Origin of the sequence: Streptomyces sp. NBC_01445, assembly GCF_035918235.1 — a bacterium.
In the GTDB taxonomy this organism is placed as follows: Bacteria; Actinomycetota; Actinomycetes; order Streptomycetales; family Streptomycetaceae; genus Streptomyces.
This window is the reverse complement of the sequence record NZ_CP109486.1, coordinates 700,999-718,626: the sequence shown is the minus strand read 5'-3', so window position 1 is coordinate 718,626 and position 17,628 is coordinate 700,999. Positions and strand designations below refer to the sequence as shown.

Sequence of the window (17,628 nt, the reverse complement as noted above, 5' to 3'; positions counted from 1 at the left end):
GGTGGCGCAGATGCGAGAGGTCATCGAAGTCGCGGCGACCAGCACGCGGAAGGCCCGCCGCGATCGTCAGCGCCGCGCACTGCCGCACCGCACCGCACCGCCATGAGGGAGCGGGCGGAGCTCCGCGTCAGCCCCGGCCGAGGACGCAGAACTCGTTGCCCTCAGGGTCAGCCAGGACGACCCAGGAGACGTCACCCTGACCCACGTCGGCCCGTGTCGCGCCGAGACCTTCGAGCCGGGTGACCTCCCTCGCCTGATCCTCGACAGGGTTGGACATCACGTCGAGATGGATGCGGTTCGATACGACGTTGTCGTCCGGCGTGCGGCGGAACTCCAGGTACGGTCCGACGCCCTTGACGGAGCGCAGCAGGGCGCGGTCGTCGGTCAGTTCGTGGACGGTCCAGTCGACTGCCTCGCCCCAGAACCGGACCATGGCCCGTGGGTCGGCGCAGTCGACGACCACGGCGGCTATCGGCCCGGTGTCCCGGTAGAGCTCTCGGGGCTCCAGAACGCTGAACACGTTGCCTTCCGGGTCGGCCATCACCGTCCACGGCACTTCGCCCTGGCCCACATCGGCGGTCGTCGCCCCGAGCTCCTTCAGGCGTGCGACCAACTCCGCCTGATGGGCGTCGGAAGTGGTGGCGAGCTCGATGTGCACGCGGTACTTCACCGTCTCCGGGTCCGGGACGCGGACCAGGTCGACGCAGACGGCGGATGGGTCCGGCCAGTCGAAGCCCTCGGGTTCCAGGTTGGTGACTCCGGGCCCTTCGCTGGAAACACCCCAGCCGAGCACCTCCGCCCAGAACCGGCCAAGCGCCGAGTCGTCCCGGGCCTTGAAGTTCACCTGAACAAGTTGCAGCGTCATGCCGCATACCCTAAGGGTTGCCCTGTGACGACCATCCGTCGTTGCTGATGTCCATGCTGCCCGGCAGCAGGCGGAAGTTGAGTAACTCGGTGAAGGTGAACCCGACGATGCTCGCGCCGTGCGTATCAACGTAGTTGGACTCGATGTCGGCGTCCGTGCGGTGCCGTAGTAGGCCCTCGATCACCGTCGCAACCTCGGACGACGAGCAGGACCTGAGCTGGGAGTAGATGTAGATGTTCTTCCGCTCGACGTGCCAGTAGATCATCACGTCGTTGCCGTCGTTGCCGTCGTAGCGGGCGTGGTACTCGGTCATGAAGTTCGAGGACCAGGAGCAGAGCTTCTTCGAGTCCGAGGCGCACTCGTTCCCCATGGCCCCACCACGCGGTGCCGCGGGCGGCGAAAGTGGCGGACGAGCTTCGTCACCGCGGCGCGGAGGTTGCGACGGTGATGAAGTGCCGGCGCACGTGCCGCAGCGCGGCTTCGCTCTCGCCGTGCTCCCCGGTCGCCACGATGCCGCGGATGCCTATGTGCGTGCCCAGGGCGAAGAGGGCCAGCAGGTGTCTGAGCCAGGACACCGGGGCCTCAACGCCATGGTCCTGTGGAACGCCCGCTACCTGGACGCCGCTGTCGCCCAGCTCCGCGCCGAGGGAAACGGCATCAAGGACGAGGATGTAGCCCGGCTCTCTCCGCTCAAGGACCGGCACGTCAACTTCCTGGGCCGCTGTCTGTTCAGCACCCTGGCCAGTGGCCGCGGCCAGGGACTGCGCCCCCTCCGGGACCCGGATGCCGCCGAGGAGGACGCCGCGTACTGATCACTCGGCTGGCTGGAGGATGAGGCAGGTGGTGGTGGCGTGGGCGATGAGCTTGCCGTTGTCGTCCACCACCTTGCCTTCAGCGGTGGCGGTGCGGCGACCGGCGTGAATGACGGTGCCGCTGGCGGTGAGTTTCTGGCCGTTGACGTGGGAGGCGCGGATGTAGTTGACCTTGAGTTCGAGGGTGGTGTAGCCGACCCCGGCGGGCAGGGTGGTGTGGACGGCACAACCCATGACCGAGTCGAGGAGGGTGGCGGCGATGCCGCCGTGGACGGTGCCGAGGGGGTTGGTGAAGTCGGGACGGGTCTTGAGGGACATGACGACGCGCCCATGATCGACATCGTCGACGCGCATGCCGATCAGGCGGCGTATGGAGGGGATGTCGTCGCTGTTCGTGCTCTGCACCCAGCGCATCAGTTCCAGGCCGGTCAAGGCGGCGGGGTCGGTGGTCGTCATGGTCGTGGTCTCCTTGATGGGCTGGAGCGCTGCGGGGGTGCGGCGGTCGGGTTTCGAAGGGCGGGTCAGGCGAGCGGGCTGTCCGTGTCGCGCAGGGCGGCCAGGGCGGGCGCGTACATCCGGGCCTTGATGGTGGCCAGGGTGTCGCCGGCCTTGCCCGCGTTGGTGCGGGCGAGTTCCACGGCGGTGGTGCGGACGGCGTCCTCGGCGACGGCCTGGTCGACGATGCCGGCGGCTGCCGCATCGGTGCCGCCGTAGCGGCCGCCGGTGAGCATGGCCTCGTGTGCGGTCTGCGGGGCGAGGCGGGCCTGGATGAGGGCGGCCATGCCGCGAGTGAAGGGAATGTTGATGTCGACCTCGGGCAGGCACCAGAAACCGCGGTCGGTGCGCATCACCCGGAAGTCGTGGGCGAGGGTGAGCATCGCTCCGGCGGCGAAGGCGTGTCCCTGGACGGCGGCCACGGTGATCACGGGCAAGGAGAGCAGGCGGGCGAAGACCCGCTGGACGGAGACGACGTAGTCCTGGTGCTGCTCGGCGTGGGCGGAGAGCCAGTCCAGGTCCAGTCCGTTGGAGTAGAACTTGCCGGTTGCGACGGTGACCAGGGCGCGCGGTCCCTCGGCCTTCTCTACTTCGTCCAGGGCGGTGTCGAAGGCGGCGATCCAGTCGGGGTGGAAGCGGTTCTCCCCATCGCCGAGATCGAGGATGAAGACGTCGTCGTGGCGTTCCAGCGTGGGCATGGCGGCTCCTTTGAAATGGGTCGGTCGGTGCGGTCGGCGTTGCGACGGGTCACGGACGGGTACCGTCGCCGGTTTCGGGCCGGTCGGAGAGGGCCTGGACGAGCAGTTCGTGGATCTCGGCGGCCGCGTCCTCCATCGGGGCGGTGCTCTGCTGGGCCCGGCACAGCACCACAGCGCCCTCCTCCGCGGCCACGATCAGGGCGGCCAGGCGGCGGCTGCGCTCCTCGGACAGGCCATGCCCCCGCAGGAGGGCGGTGAACGCCTTCTGCCAGCGGGCGAAGGCCTGGCCTGCGGAGCGGGCGAGCTGGGGTGCGTCGTCGTTGGTCTCCACGGCCACCGCGACGATCGGGCAACCGGACCGGAAACCGCTGTCCTCCACCTGGCTGCGCCAGCGGGCGAAGAAATCGTCCACCGCTCGGACCGGGTCTTCGGCCTGCGCGAGGGTCTCGATCATGCCGGTCACCAGGTCCCCGCCGAGGGCAACCGCCTCCTCGACCATCTGGGTCCGACCGCCGGGGAAGTGGTGGTAGACCGAGCCGCGCGGGGCACCGCTGTCCGCCAGCACCCGGTCGACGGTGGTCGCGCTCGCGCCGTGCACGCGCAGCAAGGTCATCGTGGAGCGCAGCATGCGCTCACGGCTGTCACTCCTGCGGGGACTCATCGCGCCTCTTTCCTCGCCCTCCGTGCCGCCGCTGATCTGCGGGAAGACGACTCAGATCGCGTTGACGTGGTCTTTGGTCCTGTCGGCGGACCGGCCGAAAAGCGTTCTATGGTTTATAGCATAGAACATATAAAAGTGAGGCTGGGTGCTCGGCCCCCGCTCACCCAGAACACGGGACCTTCCACGAGATCCCGGCCCGGCTTGGCGGATGCAGGACAACAACACCGTCTATGTCAGCAACCCTGGCTTCGAGCACTGCACCAGCGCCGGCACGACCTGCGGCTGGAAGAAGATCAGCCAGGACCCCGGGGGTCTGCCCCCGGGAGGAATCGCATCCGGTGATGGCGATGCGAGGCATCGACGCGGCAACGGGTCGCGGAGCGCCCGCAAGAAACCGGGCGGGTGTGTGCGGTGAGGAATGTGCGCTGTTCGAATGCCGGTACGTCAGCCGGCAGGCAACGTCGCGGTCGTGAAGTTGACCGCGCAGGTGAGACTCCTGCCAACGCCCCACCAGGCAGCGGCACTTGAGGAGCCCTGCATGCCTGCACGAGGGGATCCTGGTGATGCGCCGCGGAAGTTCCGCCGCACTGCCGAAGAGGAGGCCTCTGCCGCCGACCAGCGATGATGGCGTGAGGCACGGTGTTCAGCGGATTCTTGCGAGGAGCCCCGGGCGTTCACGCCCGGGAGGAATCGCAGCCACGGGGTGCGACGCGGAGCGTCGCCGTGATGTGCCGTAGGCGATGACGGCTGCGGAGCGGCCGGGAGGCGTTCCGGCGGAGCCGGGCCACGGCGGTGTGCGCGGGCAGGGCTGGGGCGGGTGTCGCTCGTTGGGGTGGGGCGGGGGCGAACGTGTGGTGGGTCTTCGGCCGGGTGTGTAGGTTCGCTGCTCGTGAAGCTGGTGGTGCGGGTGAAGCTGCTGCCGACGCCCGTACAGGCGGCGGCACTTGAGGCGACCCTGCACGCCTGCAACGAGGCCGCCACCTGGGCCGCGTCCGTCGCATTCGAGAAGGAAGCGCGACGTCCGCTTGAGCTCCGCAAGCACACCTATGCCGAGATCCGGGAGCGGTGGCATCTGGGCGCGCAGGCCGCCCAGCACGCCATCAAGAAGACCTGCGACGCCTACACCACCTTGAAGGCGAACCTGCGTAACGGCCGCTACGGGCGGCCCGGCACGAGCGTCACGCCCGCGCCTCGGGCAAACCGGTGGCCTTCCGGCCCCAGGCGGCTCAGCCGTACGACGACCGGATGCTGTCCTGGCAGCACCAGGCACGCACGGTATCGATCTGGACCACGGCCGGACGGCTGAAGAATGTGCCCTTTACCGGGCAGGCCGAGCAGCTGGAGGTCCTGGCCGCGCACCGCAGGGGTGAGTCCGACCTGGTGTGCCAGGGCGGGAAATGGTTCTTGATCGCGACCTGCGAGATCCCCGAAGCCGCCCCGAACACCCACCCGGTCGGGTTCCTCGGGGTGGACCTGGGGATCGCGAACATCGCGGTCACCTCCGACGGGGGACGACATTGCGGTCGCCGGATCAACCGCAAGCGGGAACAGGACCGCAAGCTGCGGTCCAAGCTGCAGAAGAAGAACACCAAGTCCGCCAAGCGGCGGGCGAAGAAGCACGCGGGCAAGGAAGCCCGGCGGAACAAGGACATCAACCACAAGATTTCGAAGCGGATCGTGGCGGAGGCTGAACGCACCGGTCGCGGGATCGCCCTGGAGACACTCACGGGCATCCGCGAGCGGGCACGGCTGAGAAAGCCCCAACGCACCACGCTCCACTCCTGGCCCTTCGCCCAACTCGGCTCCTTCATCGCCTACAAGGCGAAGCGGGCCGGGGTGCCGGTCGTGCACGTCGATCCGGCCTACACCAGCCAGGAATGCTCGAAGTGCCATCACACCGAACGCGCGAACCGGCCCGCCCAGGCCCGCTTCGCGTGCCGGGTCTGCGGATTCGTTGAGCACGCAGACCACAACGCGTCCCACAACATCCGCCAACGCGGCTGGATGGTGTGGGTCTGCGGGGCTCAGTCAACGGCCCCTGAACTCACCCTCATCGCGTGAGAACTGGACGCAGCCGAACCCATCACAGCCAGTGATGACTCGAGCAGCAAACCCGGTCGTTCCACGACCGGGCAGTTGACACAACTGACAGAGCGTCCGTCGCGAAGCCATAAGGTTCGAGCATGGAATTCGTACTGCTGTCCGCTGTCCTTGTCCTCGTTGCCCTGCTCTCTCTGTCGTCCCCGTCGGGGAAGATCGTGAGTGTCGAGCGACGGCTTGCCCGTCTGGAGCAGAAAGTGGATCTGCTGATCAGCCACCTCGGTGTGGAGGTGCCGCAGATACCCGGCATGGAGCGGGTGCACGAACTCATCCGGCAGGGCAAGAAGATCGAGGCCATCAAGGTGTACCGACAGCTCACCGGCGAAGGGCTCAAGGAGTCCAAGGACGCTGTGGAGCGGATGAGCTGACCAGCAGTGGCGCCCGCCGCCTCTAAGTTCCGCCGATGGGCGCCGTCTCGTTGACCGGGCGCGGTGCTTGATCCTGACGATCGGTGTGTGTTGGAGGAGCGGGTACGTGCTCACACCACCGAGGGGCGACCCCGCCAGACTGAGGGCGAGAGCGCCGTCGCTGTGAAGGAACCGTGCCATGCCTGCTGACTCCGTCCTGCAGATCAAGGTCACCCTGGCCGACATCCGCCCGCCGATCTGGCGACGGCTGCAGGTTCCGGCCGACCTCACACTCGACCGCCTGCACCTGGTGATCCAGAGGGCGATGGGCTGGGAGAACTATCACATGCACCTCTTTGAGACCCCGGTCGGCGACTACGGGCGCCGTGACAGCGAGCTCGGCCACCGCGACGAACGCAAGGTCCCGCTCTACGCGGTGGCGCCCGCCGTCGGGGACAAGATCAGCTACACCTATGACTTCGGTGACGGCTGGGGGCACCGCATCGAGGTGGAGAAGGCCCTGCCCAGGGAACCGGGAACGGCCTACCCCCGATGCCTGACCGGCCGCCGGGCCTGCCCGCCCGAGGACTGCGGCGGCCCGTGGGGCTACGCGAACTTCATCGAGGCCATCACCGACCCCGGGCACGAGGAGCACGACGAACTCCTGGAATGGGTCGGCGGCACCTTCGACCCTGTCCAGTTCGACGTCGAGGACATCAACAAACGCCTTACCGCTCGATAGCCATCGGCGGAACTTCTGCGGCGCAGCATTAGAGACCCATTCGTGGGCTCTCGCACCAATCGATCCATCGTCTTAGGTCCGGGTGGTTGACCTCCGGCCGGCTCTTGCCGACGAAGCCCGGACGATCACCCGCGGGTTCGGGGACACCGTCACCGACGGCGTCGCGGTGTCCCCGCGAAGCCGCCCCAGCAACAGCTCCACCGCGTCGGACGCCGCCTTGTCCAGGTGCAGGTCGACCGCCGTCAGAGGCGGTTCACACGTACGGGCGCGCAGGCCGTCGTAGCGGGTGACGACCATGACGCCGTCCGGTACGGTCCGTCCGCTGTCCCGGATTGCCCGGACCGCGCCCACCGCGAAGGCATCGACCAGCGCGCAGACCGCGTCGACGTCCGGGTGCTCGGCGAGCAGTTCGGCGCACCGCTCGTACCCCGCCTGCTCACCGCCCGACTCCGGGGCCCTCGCCACGATCGGCGTCCAGCCGTGTCGCGCGGCCACGCGCTCGTACGCGGTGAGCGCATCGATGGATGAACGCCGCGAACCGGAGCCCACGATCAGCGCCGGCCTCACCGCACCCTGCTCGTGCAGGTGCGCCAGCAGCAGTTCCACCACCAGTTCACCGCGCAGGTCGACGTAGGGCGCGTCCTCCTCGGCAGACACGGGCCTGCCGAGTGTCACGTACGGCAGCCCGCGTTCACGCAGTTGTGCGATCGCGGCATCATCGACTTCCGGCTCGACCACGATGGCCCCGTCGATGTCGACGGAGTACAGCGCGGAACGCGACTGCACGGGGGGTACGAGGACGAGTGCGTAGTCGTGAAGGAGTGCGCTCTCCGCGGCCGCCGCCGCGACCTCCATGTAGAAGCCGAGCCGGGACGGCCCGCCCGCCACCGCGAACGGCATCGAGGAGGCCAGCGCAATGGCCTTGGCTTGTCCACGCCGCAGTCGCTGCGCCCGAAGGTTGGGGCGGTAGCCCAGCTCCGCCGCGACCTGCCTGACGCGCTCCCGGGTCCGGGGGTCGACCTTGCCGAGGCCGTTCAGGGCGTGCGACACGGTCGTGCGCGAAACGCCGGCGACGCGTGCGACATCGGCGATCGTCGGCGGCCTCGGGCCGGGGGCGGAAGTAGCCATCTGCGCAAGGACTCCTCGCTGGCGTGCACGGTGGACAGTTCCATCTTCGCCGACGCATCCCGGGCCGGGGATCGAGTCAGGGTCGCACGTCCCCAAATGGACTTTCCGTTGCGGGGGACTCCTCCCGTCACAACTCAGCAGTGGAAATCCAGAGGGCCTCCTGGGCGAACGAGGGGCCTTCTGCCCGTTGGTCCGCCGCTCGGGACAGCCTCCGGCGTGAGTAATCCATGTAGGAGGCTCTGCCGGTAGGTGCGGGATCGGGCTGGCGCGGGTCTCTCGGTGGCCAGTCCCTGGATCGCAGTAGGGTCCGTGCCGGGGAAGGGGGGATCGTATGGAGCGGGCCCGAGTCCTGCTGCTGGACGCGGCTCCTGGCGAGTTGCTTGGTCGGGAGCTGGAGCGTCTGCTCGGCCACGGGCTGGCCGTCACGCTGAATCTCCGGCGGGTGGCCGATCACGCCGGGGCGCGGGCTGCCTGGGCCGGCCGGGTGGACTTCACCGACTTCGACGCCTTCGACGAGTCCGCGCTGCTCGCCGAGACCGTCCGGGATGGACTCGGCTACCACGCGGTCAAGTCCCGTGCCGGTGTGCCGCTGCGCGCCGCGTTCCTCGCGGCGGCGACCGACGCCATGCTGGCCAACCGGCTCCGCGTGGTCGGGCGGGCCGGGGCGGGTACCGATCACGTCGAGTTGGAAGCCGCCGCCCGTCACGGGGTCGCGGTCACTCATACCCCGGGGTCCAACGCGAACGCGGTCGCAGAGTTCCCCCTGGCCCAGCTACTCGCCCTGACCCGACATCTCCCGGCACACAACGAGGCCTCGCACGACGGTAGTTGGCGCGCATCGGCCGTACCGGCGGTGGAGCTGTCGGAGCTGACCCTGGGCATCGTCGGGGTGGGTCGGATCGGCCTAGCACTGGCCGAGCGGGCGACGGCCCTGGGCATGGAAGTCCAGGCCTTCTCACGGGGTCCGGCCGAGGCGTCGGTGCCCCGGGCCCGCTCTCTCGCGGCACTGCTGGCGACCAGTGACGTGGTCTCCCTGCACCTGCCGCTCACTTCGCAGACCCGAGGGCTGATCGGGCGGGCGGAGCTCGATCTGATGCGTCCGGGGTCGATCCTGCTGAATACCGCCCGGGGCGGGATCGTTGACGAGCAGGTGCTGGCCGAGGCGCTGCGCGACCCCGCGCACCCGCTCGTGGCGGCCGCCATCGACACCTTCGAGCACGAGCACGCCGCCTTCGCCTCGCCGCTCGTCGGTCTGCCGAACGCCCTGCTGACCCCGCATGTGGCCGGGATGACCAGGAGCGCCATGGCCAGGGCGGCCCTTCGCTGCGCGGACCACATCGCGGCCCTGCTTGCCGACCGCCCGGACGGCGTACCCGTGGTGACAGCGTGACGGTCGCCGTCAACGCGATGAGGCCCGCCGTCCCACATAGTCGGGCGACCGACAGCCCGTCTGTACCCGCCGCGTGGGTCATCGGATGCGGGGGGGGCTTCGTGGGCGGGTGTCCCAGCGGTAGCGGGGCCAGGCGCCGCGGATCAGGCAGCGGACGGTGATGATGGCGCTGGCCAGGGCGATGAAGAACTCGATGGGAGCTCTTCGTCGCTCGGTGCAGCGGCGGAGCTTGCCGAAGTTGTTCATCCAGGAGTTCGTACGTTCGATCACCCAGCATCCGCCTGTCTGGATCGGGGTTTTCGCGCCGCGCTCGGCGATTTGGTCGGTGATCCCGCGGGCCTTCAGGTCGAGGTGAACCATGCTGCGTAGTCGTACCCGGCGTCCAGGCTCAGCCGCGGATGCTCGGGCAGCGGCCCCAGAGAAGCTTCCAGATCGGCGAATTGGTCGAGAGTGGCGGGCAGTAGCGTGTGGTCGCGGGTGGTGGCCGGCGCTGGGTCGGTGACGAGCGGTATGCCCGGTCATAGCAGGCGAGTACAAGCAGCCTCAGGGTCTCCATCACCCCAGCTGCGATCCGCTCGTCCCGGCGGCGGCGCAAGGTGGTCGCCGAGCACAGATGGTCGGCCACCCGCTTGTATCCGCGCCCGAAGACCAGGACCTGCAACAGGCGGTCGAAGACCACCTGGTCACTGATGCGCGGGTTGTGGCGACCCCACGGATGGCGATCCTGACGCTCAGGCAGCAGCGCGAGGCACTGGTCGCGTGTCGGATCCAGAATGCGTGACGGGACGGCCGGCACGGATCCCCCCTGTGATCACGAAGCGTAGAGAATTCATGATCGGGCGAACCGTGCCTTTGCAGTTACGCTCACTCAGTTTTCGGCACCTACTGGCGGACGCCCTAAATGCATGAATTTTGCGTGTCCGCTACCGGAAGCTCAGATTTTCCTCAGGAGTCCCGCAATGGCCTTGTTGTGTAATGCGGTGCACTGCAAGATCAGGCCTGCGATCGGGGGGATCGCCGCAGGTGGTCCGCCCCTGGTCTGACCGGGAGGGGAACTTTGATGCGCCTTACAAGAGCGGCGTCGCTGCTGCTTGTGCCGACCTTTGCGATAGCCGCGCTGGGTACAGCAGGCCCGGCTTTCGCGGAGGATCCGGCGCCCGAACCTGTGGTCGTGCAGACGGAGCCTCCGGCGGAGCCCGAGGAGGGGGACCTCGACGAGGAGGGCGCCGGCGAGCTCACTGCCAAGTTCGGCAACTCGTGCGCGACCACTACCCCAGCCCACACCGTTATCCACGCCAAGGACGGGGTGTACCGCCTGAAGAGCAATGGCTACAGCCAGTACCACGCCAACTGCACCAAGGGCGTTAAGACCAACGCGACGCTCTACTCGCCGCGCAATGTTGGTTGGTACATCTGGGAGACGAAGGCATAGTGTCCCGCCAGTTCCTCGCAGGACTGAGCCTTCTGTCAGCAGCCATGTTGCCGCTGATAGCAGCTTGCTCGTCTGATCACTCAGATGATGGCGGCTCCACAAGGTCTGCGAAGCCCAGCGCATCGGCCGCCCACAGTACTTCGGTACCCGCCACGCCTGACCAGCCCCCGGTGAAAGTTCCGCCGGAGTTGGACCAGGACGAGACTCTCGCCGCTCGCCAAGAAGAGACTCGCGGGAGCCGCATCTTCCCCTTCAAGAAGGGCCAGAAGGGGGACGCCCTCATCATCGCTGTGCGATGCCAAGGAAAAGGGGAGTTGAAGGTCTCCGTGAAGACCGTCCACGCCGCATTTCCCCTGGCATGCGTCGATGGTGAAGCGAGCACCGCCTACAACATGGTCAACATGTCAGGGACGGACAAGGAGGGCACGGTTGCCGTCGTTGCGCCCTCAACGGTGCACTGGTCCATGACGATTGGGCGCGGCGAGCCGCCGAAGGAAGAGCGGTAAGGCAACCCACAGCGTGTTGCCCAGCCTCAGCATGGAGTGAGTGCCAGGCACGGTCACCGCCTGGTTCCAGATCCCGGGATCGGGCGGTGACCGTTTGTTTCGCTCCGTCCCTCCGGCACCCCGAGCGCCGCGTCCGTACGTGGTCTCCTGCCTCGGGAGCCGTGTCACTCTGTCGGCAGCGTCTTCACTGGAGCCTATCCGGTGGACTCTTCTCCCAGCTTTCTCCCAAACGATCGCTGCGACTGAGGGCGCATGCGCGCTGACCTGCGCGCATATAGAGAAATGGACGGGGCGCTGGCCACCGTATAGCTAGGGATCTTCAACGGCTGAGGTTACGGCGGTTGGAAGCCGAGGTCGGTCTCGGCGATGAGGCCGTCGCTGAGGCGGGGCCGGTACTGCATCTGTTTGAGCCGGGTCCTCACCGGCGCAGTGAGCTGGTCGAGGCTGTGTTTGGTGAGGTTGGCCAGTGAGCGCTTCAGGTGCGACCACACGCCTTCGACTGAGTTGAAATCGTGAACTCGGCTTCATGGGCCGGTAGTTGCTAGACGGTCAGCCATGATCGGGCGTCGATCAGCTTCCGCATGGTGCGGCTGACGTGTGTGTTCAGGATGCCCCTATCTTGTGTCAAGCCTGCCAAGACCAGACAGCGGCACGTCTGGGAGCGTCTGCAGCGTTCGGCTCCGGCGAGGTTGGGAACCAGTGCTCGGGGATCCGCGCTCACTGACGGCGGTGCGGCGAAGACGAGCCGGTCCAAGGCGGGCCCGGATCCGACGCAGTGGCTGCCGCCGTTCGCCGGCGGCCGCTGTGCGTACGTGACCGACTGGGTGGCGACGAAATTACGCTGGCAACTCGCCTCGGACCAGGCCGAGAAGGCCTCCCTGGAGTGGGCAGGGCTTCGGCGTAGTCGGATGGTGTCCGGTTCATGACGGTCTGTCGGGTGGGAAGCCCTCGGAGTAAGACAGTGTCGGTGTGTGGTCTCAGCCCCGGATCCCGAACTGGAGAAGAGGTACCACCCGTCACGAACGGGGACGTGCATCTGCTGGATCCGCTGGCCGTGTGAGACATCCCTCTCCCGGCCTCGTGGCGCTGGCGGCCTGGGGAGGTTGACCATGTAGTCATGACCTCCTCGCCTCGCCCGCCGCACGCCGGTGGCCGACCGGATCCGATAGGCGGGACTGCCGCGCTCGGTGGAGAGTCCGCTCCCGCCCGCGGGTACCTGCTGGACAACGCGCGCGCCGAGGCGGGCGAGCGATTCGTTTGGCTGGCCGAGCTGTTCGACGGTGTGACGCGCGGGCACTTCGATCGGCTGGGGGTCAGGGCCGGCTCGCGCTGCTGGGAAGTGGGGGCCGGTGGCCCCAGTGTCCCGGAGGCGCTCGCGGCGGCCGTCGGTCCGACCGGGCACGTGCTGTCCACGGACATCGACCCGTCGTGGCTGAAGGCAGGCGACGGGTACGAGGTGCGCCGGCACGACGTCGCCGCTGATCCGCCCCCGGAGCCGGGGACGTTCGATCTGGTGCACGCCCGGCTCGTGCTGGTCCATGTACCCGACCGGGCTCGCGCGTTGGCCACGATGGCGGCAGCGCTACGGCCCGGCGGCTGGCTGCTGGTCGAGGACGCCGATACCGCTCTGCAGCCACTGGCATGCCTGGACGACAGCGGCCCTGCGCAGCGGCGGGCCAACCGGCTGCGCGACGCGGTCCGGGAGCTGCTGGCGCGCCGCGGCGCGGACCTGCGCTACGGCCGGACACTGCCGCGGGCATTGCGTGAGGCCGGCTTGGTGGATGTCGCCGCGGCGGGCTCATTCCCGGTCGGCGGGCCGGCCTGCGACCGGCTGGAGGCGGCGACCATCCGGCACGTGCGCGGCGAGCTGCTCGCGGCCGGCCTGGCCGACGACGCCGAGATCGACGCGCACCTGGCCGCCATCCACGCGGGCACACTCGACCTGACACTCGCGCCGCTCATCTCGGCCTGGGGACGCCGTCCAGCCGAGGACCCTCCGGCACTCGGTTAGGTGCGGATCCAGGCGTTGTCCGACCTGCCCACAGCACTCTTCGACGGGCAGCTCGCGCAGGTGCGCGCCGCGCGTCACCGGAGCCGGGGCCAGCCCGCGCACGGCTTCGAAGATCATGGAGTTCTCGACACCCCGTGATCCGAGTGGAAGACCGTGCCTGCCGACGCATCATCCCCGATCGTAGATAGCCGACCGGTCGTATAGTTGCCGTATGGGCAGGACCAGTGACGCCAGGGAGAAGGTCCTCGCGGCCGGGCGGTCGCTCTTCGAGGCGCGTGGTTACTCGGCGCTGGGAGTGGCCGAGATCTGCAAGGCGGCCGGCGTGCCGAAGGGCAGCTTCTACTACTTCTTCGAATCGAAGGAAGCGCTCGCGCTGGCCGTTGTCGACGAGCACTGGGCGGACCAGCGGCGGGAGTGGACGCGCGTCCTGAGCGGCGCCGGCGAACCGCTGAAGCGGCTGCGGCAGTTGTTCGCGCAGACGGAGGCCGGGCTGCGTACCGGACAGCAGGACTGCGGCACCGTGCCGGGCTGTCTGTTCGGCAACCTCAGTCTGGAGATGAGTAACCGGACCGAGGCCGTCCGCACACGACTGCAGGAGATCTTCGACGACCAGGTCGAGATGGTCGACGCGGTCGTCACCGAGGCCCTCGACCGCGGGGACGTCACCGTGACCGACACCCGGGAGGCGGCGCGGTCCGTCGTCGCCCAGCTGGAGGGCCAGGTGATGTTCGCGAAGCTCTACAACAACACCGGGCGGCTGAACTCCCTTTGGGCCAACTCCCTGGCCCTGCTCGGGGCCCGCGCCGCCTGATCAGCGACCGGGGTCGTTCGGGTGGGACTCCAGCGGCGTCACGGCAAAACTCATCCATGGGCTCAGCGGCAGGGTGCCGAGCACCTTCTCGTGGAGTTCCGCCTCGTCGGCGGCGCACCAGACGCCGACGCTGCGCAGCTCGCCCACCGGGCGCCACAGCCTCGCCAGGTGGCCGATGGCGGCCAGTTCCCGGGCGCGTACGGCCTCGGCGGCGCGGCGCCGGTCGACCTCGTCCTGGCTGGTGCCGTCGGGGATGGTCGTGGTGATCTCGACCAGGAACTCCTGCATGCTCTCGCTCCGTTCGGGCCCGCCCCGCCGGACGGCGGAGCGCCGGGCTTCCCTGCCCCCAGCCTTGTCCGCTGCGGGCGCGGGACGCCACGACAGGTTGCCTTCCTGCTGAGAGATACGGCCTCCCAGCCCGCGTAGCATGACGAGCGTGGAGCTACGCCAGTTGAGGTACTTCGTCGCGGTCGCCGAGGAGCTGAACTTCGGCCGCGCCGCCGAGCGCCTCCTCATCGCCGGGCCCTCCCTCTCCCAACAGATCAAGGCCCTCGAACGCGACCTCGGCGTACGACTCTTCGACCGCGACCGCCGCTCGGTGTCCCTCACCCCGGCCGGCGCCGCCCTGCTCCCGCACACCCGGGCGCTGCTGGAGCGGGCCGACGACCTTCAGCTCAGGGCCGGCCGGCTGGCGGGCTCGGAAGCGGTCCGGCTCGGCTACGTCAACTGGCTCCCCGCGGACCTGACCACGCGCACCGCCGGGGTCGCCCGGCTGCACGTCGACGCCTGGATCGCGCCCTCCCACACCCAGGCCGCTCGCGTCGCCGACGGCAGCCTGGACCTCGCCGTGTGCTGGGTACGCGACGAGGAGCTGAAACGGCATGGCCTGCGCGCCCGCCTCCTCGGCGCCGACCGGCTCTACGCCGTGGCCACGGGCGCCGACACGGCAGACGTGCGCGCCCAGGACACCGCCGTCCTCCTCGACGACGACACCACTTCCTGGTCGTCCTGGAACGTCTACGCCGAGCAGCTGTGCCACGACACCGGGGCCCACGCGGTGCGCATCTGCGACGGCGGCATCACCGGCCCCGCCTTCTTCGACCACGTCCGCCGCAGCCGCCGGCCGGTCGTCAACTCGCCCAAGGGGCAGACCACCGCACTGCCGTCCGATCTGGTGCGGCGCGAGGTCGTCGCGCCGACGGTGCACTGGACCTGGTCGCTGGTGTGGCGCGAGGGCGAGACGCGTAGCGCGGTGCTCGCCGTCGTCGACGCGCTCTGCGCCGGCGTCGACGACCTCGGACTTCGCTCCCCGGACGCCTGGCTGCCCGAAGGGGACCCGCACCGCTGACGTGCGCTGGGAGACCGGGCCTCTCAGCAATGAGGATTCCGGTCCTGGCAAAAGACCCTCTGACCTTTGACTTCGTCTTTGCGGGACGCCTAGCTTTCCGAATAGGCGACCGGTCGGCTAGTAGCCGGCCGGGAGCACCTCAGCCACTACTCGGAGAAGGCCGTCATGAGCTCTCAGAACCAGAAGGTCGCGATCGTCACCGGAGCCTCACAGGGCATCGGAGCCGGCCTCGTCGAGGCCTACCGCAAGCTGGGCCACGCCGTCGTCGCCACCTCACGCACCATCGCGCCCGCCGACGACGCGGACATCCTCACCGTCCAGGGCGACATCGCCGACCCGGCCACCGCCGAACGCGTGGTCGCCGCCGCAGTGGAGCGGTTCGGCCGGATCGACACCCTGGTCAACAACGCGGGCGTCTTCGTCGCCAAGCCTTTCACCGACCACACGGCCGACGACTACGCGACCGTCACCGGCGTGAACCTGGCCGGGTTCTTCCGGATCTCCCAGCTGGTCGTTCCGCACATGCTGGCCCAGGGCGGCGGCCACATCGTCAACGTCACTACCAGCCTGGTCGACAACGCGGACTCCCGCGTCCCCTCCGTCCTGGCCTCGCTGACCAAGGGCGGCCTGCAGTCCGCCACCAAGTCCCTCGCCATCGAGTACGCCACCCGCGGCATCCGCGTCAACGCCGTGTCGCCCGGCACCATCCGGACCCCGATGCACCCGGAGGAGACCCACCAGAGCCTCGCCGCCCTGCACCCGGTCGGCCGGATGGGCGAGGTGGACGACATCGTCGACGCCGTGGTCTTCCTCGAGACGGCTCCCTTCGTCACCGGCGAGATCCTGCACGTCGACGGCGGTATGAGCGCCGGACACTGATCCCCGGCTCCGTCCGACACCTCGGCTCCGCTCCATTCGACGGGAGAAACTCGATGAGCACCACGACGAACACCACGACGGACGACGCGGCGATCCTGCGCGGCGTCCTCGCCCCCTGGAAGGCGGCCGTCGACGCGCACGACCCGCAGCGGGTCGCCTCCCTCTACACCGAGGACGCGATCTTCCAGGGCCTGCACCCGTACACCGTCGGGCACCGGGGCATCGCCGAGTACTACGACTCCCAACCCCTGGGCATGACTGCCGAGTACCGGATTCTCGAAACCCGGCGGTTGGCCCACGACCTGGTACTCGGTTACCTGGACGCCGAGTTCTCGTTCACCGACCGGACCCCGGTTGCCGTCAAGCTCGCGATTGTGGTGCGCCGGGTGGCGGACGGCTGGTCCATCGTCCACTACCAGGTGTCCCGCCTGGACTAAGGACTCCCAACAAAAGTGGTGGGTTTGACCTGGTCAGAGGTCGGTGTCATGCACGATGCCGCCCGGGAGCGGGACGCGGCCAACCGCGTAATCACATGCGATAAACCCGGTGACGTCGGCGATCATCCCCGGGATACTGGCCGCCCATGGATGAGGTCAAAGTCGTCGTCGCCCATTCCGAGCGCGCGACTCTGCGCGTCGGCGACGTGTTCTTGAAGGTGGACGCCGATCAGGCGCGCATCGACGCCGAGGTCCAGGCGATGTCCCTCGCGCCGGTCCCGACCCCGGAGGTCCTGTGGCGCAAGCCGCCCGTGCTCGCGATCGCCGCACTCCCGGGGACGACGCTTGGGCGCCTCGGCGGGCCGTCGACCGGGTCGCCGGCGGCGTGGGCCGCGGCGGGTGCCGCCATCCGGAAGCTGCACGAAGCGCCCCTGCCGCCCCTGCCGGGCCGGGCCGGCCGGAGCGTCGTCGCGCTGGCGGCGGAACTCGACGACGAGTGCGAGTTGCTCGTGACGAACGGCGTCCTGCCCGCCGACGTGGTCACCCGCAACCGCCAGGTCGCCGAGGCCGCGCTCCGGCCGTGGACTCCGGCGTTCACGCACGGAGACCTGCAGATCGCGCACGTCTTCGTCGACGGCGACGAGGTCACAGGCATCATCGACTGGTCCGAGGCGGGCCAGGGTGACCCCCTGTACGACCTCGCCACCTTCACGCTCGGACACGAGGAGCACCTCGACGACGTCATCGCCGGCTATGGCACCGACATCGACCTCGACGTGATCCACGCGTGGTGGTCGTTGCGAAGCCTGCTGGCGGTTCGCTGGCTGATCGAGCACGGCTTCGACCCCTCCGCGCCGGGCTGTGAGATCGACGTGCTGAGATCCCGTATGTGAGGCTGCGCGGGCCCGACTGCTACCTATGCGTTCTGACGCATCGAGCAGGCCATCCCCTGAGGCGACCGCCCGC

The 17,628-nt window shown here is 68.8% G+C and carries 19 protein-coding genes and 4 pseudogenes; 13 read left to right on the top strand and 10 right to left on the bottom strand.

Translation table 11 applies throughout. From position 1 onward, the window contains the following. Positions 1-127 precede the first annotated feature (127 nt). Genes OG574_RS51610 through OG574_RS51600 form a run of 3 tightly spaced genes read right to left on the bottom strand, consistent with a single transcriptional unit; the run spans position 128 to position 1,440 of the window. Positions 128-865, bottom strand: a complete 738-nt coding sequence (locus OG574_RS51610; RefSeq protein WP_326779284.1) for a VOC family protein — start codon at positions 863-865, stop codon at positions 128-130. 10 nt (positions 866-875) lie between these two features. Further along, positions 876-1,235, bottom strand: coding sequence for a Tn3 family transposase (locus tag OG574_RS51605; RefSeq protein WP_326779283.1), 360 nt, complete (start codon positions 1,233-1,235; stop codon positions 876-878). 49 nt (positions 1,236-1,284) lie between these two features. Continuing rightward, positions 1,285-1,440, bottom strand: a complete 156-nt coding sequence (locus tag OG574_RS51600) for a hypothetical protein (RefSeq protein WP_326779282.1) — start codon at positions 1,438-1,440, stop codon at positions 1,285-1,287. 6 nt (positions 1,441-1,446) lie between these two features. Here OG574_RS51600 and OG574_RS51595 point away from each other — a divergent pair. Further along, a pseudogene (locus tag OG574_RS51595) lies at positions 1,447-1,677 on the top strand (Tn3 family transposase); the annotation flags it as partial. Here the strand turns inward: OG574_RS51595 and OG574_RS51590 are convergent. The 3 genes from OG574_RS51590 to OG574_RS51580 form a co-directional block, all read right to left on the bottom strand. Next, the gene (locus OG574_RS51590) at positions 1,678-2,133 is read right to left on the bottom strand and encodes a PaaI family thioesterase (protein WP_326779280.1); all 456 of its coding nucleotides are present in this window, start codon (positions 2,131-2,133) and stop codon (positions 1,678-1,680) included. Positions 2,134-2,198: 65 nt separating this feature from the next. Next, positions 2,199-2,870 (bottom strand): enoyl-CoA hydratase-related protein, encoded by a 672-nt coding sequence (locus tag OG574_RS51585; RefSeq protein WP_326779279.1) that lies wholly within the window; start codon positions 2,868-2,870, stop codon positions 2,199-2,201. A 49-nt stretch (positions 2,871-2,919) separates the two neighbouring features. Then, complete coding sequence (locus OG574_RS51580) at positions 2,920-3,531, bottom strand: TetR/AcrR family transcriptional regulator (protein WP_326779278.1); 612 nt, start codon at positions 3,529-3,531, stop codon at positions 2,920-2,922. A gap of 889 nt (positions 3,532-4,420) precedes the next feature. Between OG574_RS51580 and OG574_RS51575 the strand changes: the two are divergent. From OG574_RS51575 to OG574_RS51565, 3 genes and pseudogenes are all read left to right on the top strand, one after another. Then, a pseudogene (locus OG574_RS51575) lies at positions 4,421-5,592 on the top strand (RNA-guided endonuclease InsQ/TnpB family protein). Between the two features lie 122 nt (positions 5,593-5,714). Next, positions 5,715-5,999: a ribosomal protein L7/L12 gene (locus OG574_RS51570; RefSeq protein ID WP_326779277.1), complete on the top strand. Its 285-nt coding sequence runs from the start codon at positions 5,715-5,717 to the stop codon at positions 5,997-5,999. A 178-nt stretch (positions 6,000-6,177) separates the two neighbouring features. Then, positions 6,178-6,720, top strand: a complete 543-nt coding sequence (locus tag OG574_RS51565; RefSeq protein WP_326779276.1) for a plasmid pRiA4b ORF-3 family protein — start codon at positions 6,178-6,180, stop codon at positions 6,718-6,720. Positions 6,721-6,792: 72 nt separating this feature from the next. On the opposite strand, the gene OG574_RS51560 is transcribed toward OG574_RS51565, so the two are convergent. After that, on the bottom strand, positions 6,793-7,848 hold the full coding sequence (locus OG574_RS51560) for a LacI family DNA-binding transcriptional regulator (RefSeq protein ID WP_326779275.1): 1,056 nt from the start codon (positions 7,846-7,848) through the stop codon (positions 6,793-6,795). Positions 7,849-8,179: 331 nt separating this feature from the next. On the opposite strand from OG574_RS51560, the gene OG574_RS51555 reads away from it, so the two are divergent. Continuing rightward, positions 8,180-9,238, top strand: coding sequence for an NAD(P)-dependent oxidoreductase (locus OG574_RS51555; protein ID WP_326779274.1), 1,059 nt, complete (start codon positions 8,180-8,182; stop codon positions 9,236-9,238). A 78-nt stretch (positions 9,239-9,316) separates the two neighbouring features. Here OG574_RS51555 and OG574_RS51550 read toward each other — a convergent pair. Beyond that, positions 9,317-10,034 (bottom strand): annotated as a pseudogene (locus OG574_RS51550) (IS5/IS1182 family transposase). Positions 10,035-10,409: 375 nt separating this feature from the next. Here OG574_RS51550 and OG574_RS51545 point away from each other — a divergent pair. Both OG574_RS51545 and OG574_RS51540 read left to right on the top strand, forming a co-directional pair. Further along, the gene (locus OG574_RS51545; protein ID WP_326779273.1) at positions 10,410-10,670 is read left to right on the top strand and encodes a hypothetical protein; all 261 of its coding nucleotides are present in this window, start codon (positions 10,410-10,412) and stop codon (positions 10,668-10,670) included. Positions 10,671-10,996: 326 nt separating this feature from the next. After that, positions 10,997-11,176, top strand: a complete 180-nt coding sequence (locus OG574_RS51540; RefSeq protein WP_326779272.1) for a hypothetical protein — start codon at positions 10,997-10,999, stop codon at positions 11,174-11,176. A 332-nt stretch (positions 11,177-11,508) separates the two neighbouring features. On the opposite strand, the pseudogene OG574_RS53015 reads toward OG574_RS51540, so the two are convergent. Further along, a pseudogene (locus OG574_RS53015) lies at positions 11,509-11,783 on the bottom strand (IS630 family transposase); the annotation flags it as partial. Positions 11,784-12,293: 510 nt separating this feature from the next. Between OG574_RS53015 and OG574_RS51530 the strand changes: the two are divergent. Both OG574_RS51530 and OG574_RS51525 read left to right on the top strand, forming a co-directional pair. Continuing rightward, complete coding sequence (locus tag OG574_RS51530) at positions 12,294-13,187, top strand: methyltransferase domain-containing protein (protein ID WP_326779270.1); 894 nt, start codon at positions 12,294-12,296, stop codon at positions 13,185-13,187. A 211-nt stretch (positions 13,188-13,398) separates the two neighbouring features. Further along, positions 13,399-13,998, top strand: a complete 600-nt coding sequence (locus tag OG574_RS51525) for a TetR/AcrR family transcriptional regulator (RefSeq protein ID WP_326779269.1) — start codon at positions 13,399-13,401, stop codon at positions 13,996-13,998. Here the strand turns inward: OG574_RS51525 and OG574_RS51520 are convergent, their stop codons facing one another. Next, positions 13,999-14,286, bottom strand: a complete 288-nt coding sequence (locus tag OG574_RS51520) for a muconolactone Delta-isomerase family protein (RefSeq protein ID WP_326779268.1) — start codon at positions 14,284-14,286, stop codon at positions 13,999-14,001. 139 nt (positions 14,287-14,425) lie between these two features. On the opposite strand from OG574_RS51520, the gene OG574_RS51515 reads away from it, so the two are divergent. From OG574_RS51515 to OG574_RS51500, 4 genes are all read left to right on the top strand, one after another. Continuing rightward, positions 14,426-15,346 (top strand): LysR family transcriptional regulator, encoded by a 921-nt coding sequence (locus tag OG574_RS51515; protein ID WP_326779267.1) that lies wholly within the window; start codon positions 14,426-14,428, stop codon positions 15,344-15,346. Positions 15,347-15,511: 165 nt separating this feature from the next. Next, positions 15,512-16,225 carry an SDR family NAD(P)-dependent oxidoreductase gene (locus OG574_RS51510; RefSeq protein ID WP_326779266.1) on the top strand — a complete coding sequence of 238 codons (714 nt, stop codon included), beginning with the start codon at positions 15,512-15,514 and terminating at the stop codon, positions 16,223-16,225. A gap of 53 nt (positions 16,226-16,278) precedes the next feature. Beyond that, positions 16,279-16,662: an SgcJ/EcaC family oxidoreductase gene (locus tag OG574_RS51505; protein ID WP_326779265.1), complete on the top strand. Its 384-nt coding sequence runs from the start codon at positions 16,279-16,281 to the stop codon at positions 16,660-16,662. A gap of 146 nt (positions 16,663-16,808) precedes the next feature. Beyond that, complete coding sequence (locus tag OG574_RS51500; protein ID WP_326779264.1) at positions 16,809-17,555, top strand: phosphotransferase family protein; 747 nt, start codon at positions 16,809-16,811, stop codon at positions 17,553-17,555. Positions 17,556-17,628: the final 73 nt, after the last annotated feature.

What these genes read in the sequence shown, in the direction of transcription:
- OG574_RS51610 (WP_326779284.1), bottom strand. Translation starts at nt 865, where the DNA reads ATGACGCTGCAACTTGTTCAGGTGAACTTCAAGGCCCGGGACGACTCG.
- OG574_RS51605 (WP_326779283.1), bottom strand. Translation starts at nt 1,235, where the DNA reads ATGGGGAACGAGTGCGCCTCGGACTCGAAGAAGCTCTGCTCCTGGTCC.
- OG574_RS51590 (WP_326779280.1), bottom strand. Translation starts at nt 2,133, where the DNA reads ATGACGACCACCGACCCCGCCGCCTTGACCGGCCTGGAACTGATGCGC.
- OG574_RS51585 (WP_326779279.1), bottom strand. Translation starts at nt 2,870, where the DNA reads ATGCCCACGCTGGAACGCCACGACGACGTCTTCATCCTCGATCTCGGC.
- OG574_RS51580 (WP_326779278.1), bottom strand. Translation starts at nt 3,531, where the DNA reads ATGAGTCCCCGCAGGAGTGACAGCCGTGAGCGCATGCTGCGCTCCACG.
- OG574_RS51570 (WP_326779277.1), top strand. Translation starts at nt 5,715, where the DNA reads ATGGAATTCGTACTGCTGTCCGCTGTCCTTGTCCTCGTTGCCCTGCTC.
- OG574_RS51565 (WP_326779276.1), top strand. Translation starts at nt 6,178, where the DNA reads ATGCCTGCTGACTCCGTCCTGCAGATCAAGGTCACCCTGGCCGACATC.
- OG574_RS51560 (WP_326779275.1), bottom strand. Translation starts at nt 7,848, where the DNA reads ATGGCTACTTCCGCCCCCGGCCCGAGGCCGCCGACGATCGCCGATGTC.
- OG574_RS51555 (WP_326779274.1), top strand. Translation starts at nt 8,180, where the DNA reads ATGGAGCGGGCCCGAGTCCTGCTGCTGGACGCGGCTCCTGGCGAGTTG.
- OG574_RS51530 (WP_326779270.1), top strand. Translation starts at nt 12,294, where the DNA reads ATGACCTCCTCGCCTCGCCCGCCGCACGCCGGTGGCCGACCGGATCCG.
- OG574_RS51525 (WP_326779269.1), top strand. Translation starts at nt 13,399, where the DNA reads ATGGGCAGGACCAGTGACGCCAGGGAGAAGGTCCTCGCGGCCGGGCGG.
- OG574_RS51520 (WP_326779268.1), bottom strand. Translation starts at nt 14,286, where the DNA reads ATGCAGGAGTTCCTGGTCGAGATCACCACGACCATCCCCGACGGCACC.
- OG574_RS51515 (WP_326779267.1), top strand. Translation starts at nt 14,426, where the DNA reads ATGACGAGCGTGGAGCTACGCCAGTTGAGGTACTTCGTCGCGGTCGCC.
- OG574_RS51510 (WP_326779266.1), top strand. Translation starts at nt 15,512, where the DNA reads ATGAGCTCTCAGAACCAGAAGGTCGCGATCGTCACCGGAGCCTCACAG.
- OG574_RS51505 (WP_326779265.1), top strand. Translation starts at nt 16,279, where the DNA reads ATGAGCACCACGACGAACACCACGACGGACGACGCGGCGATCCTGCGC.
- OG574_RS51500 (WP_326779264.1), top strand. Translation starts at nt 16,809, where the DNA reads ATGGATGAGGTCAAAGTCGTCGTCGCCCATTCCGAGCGCGCGACTCTG.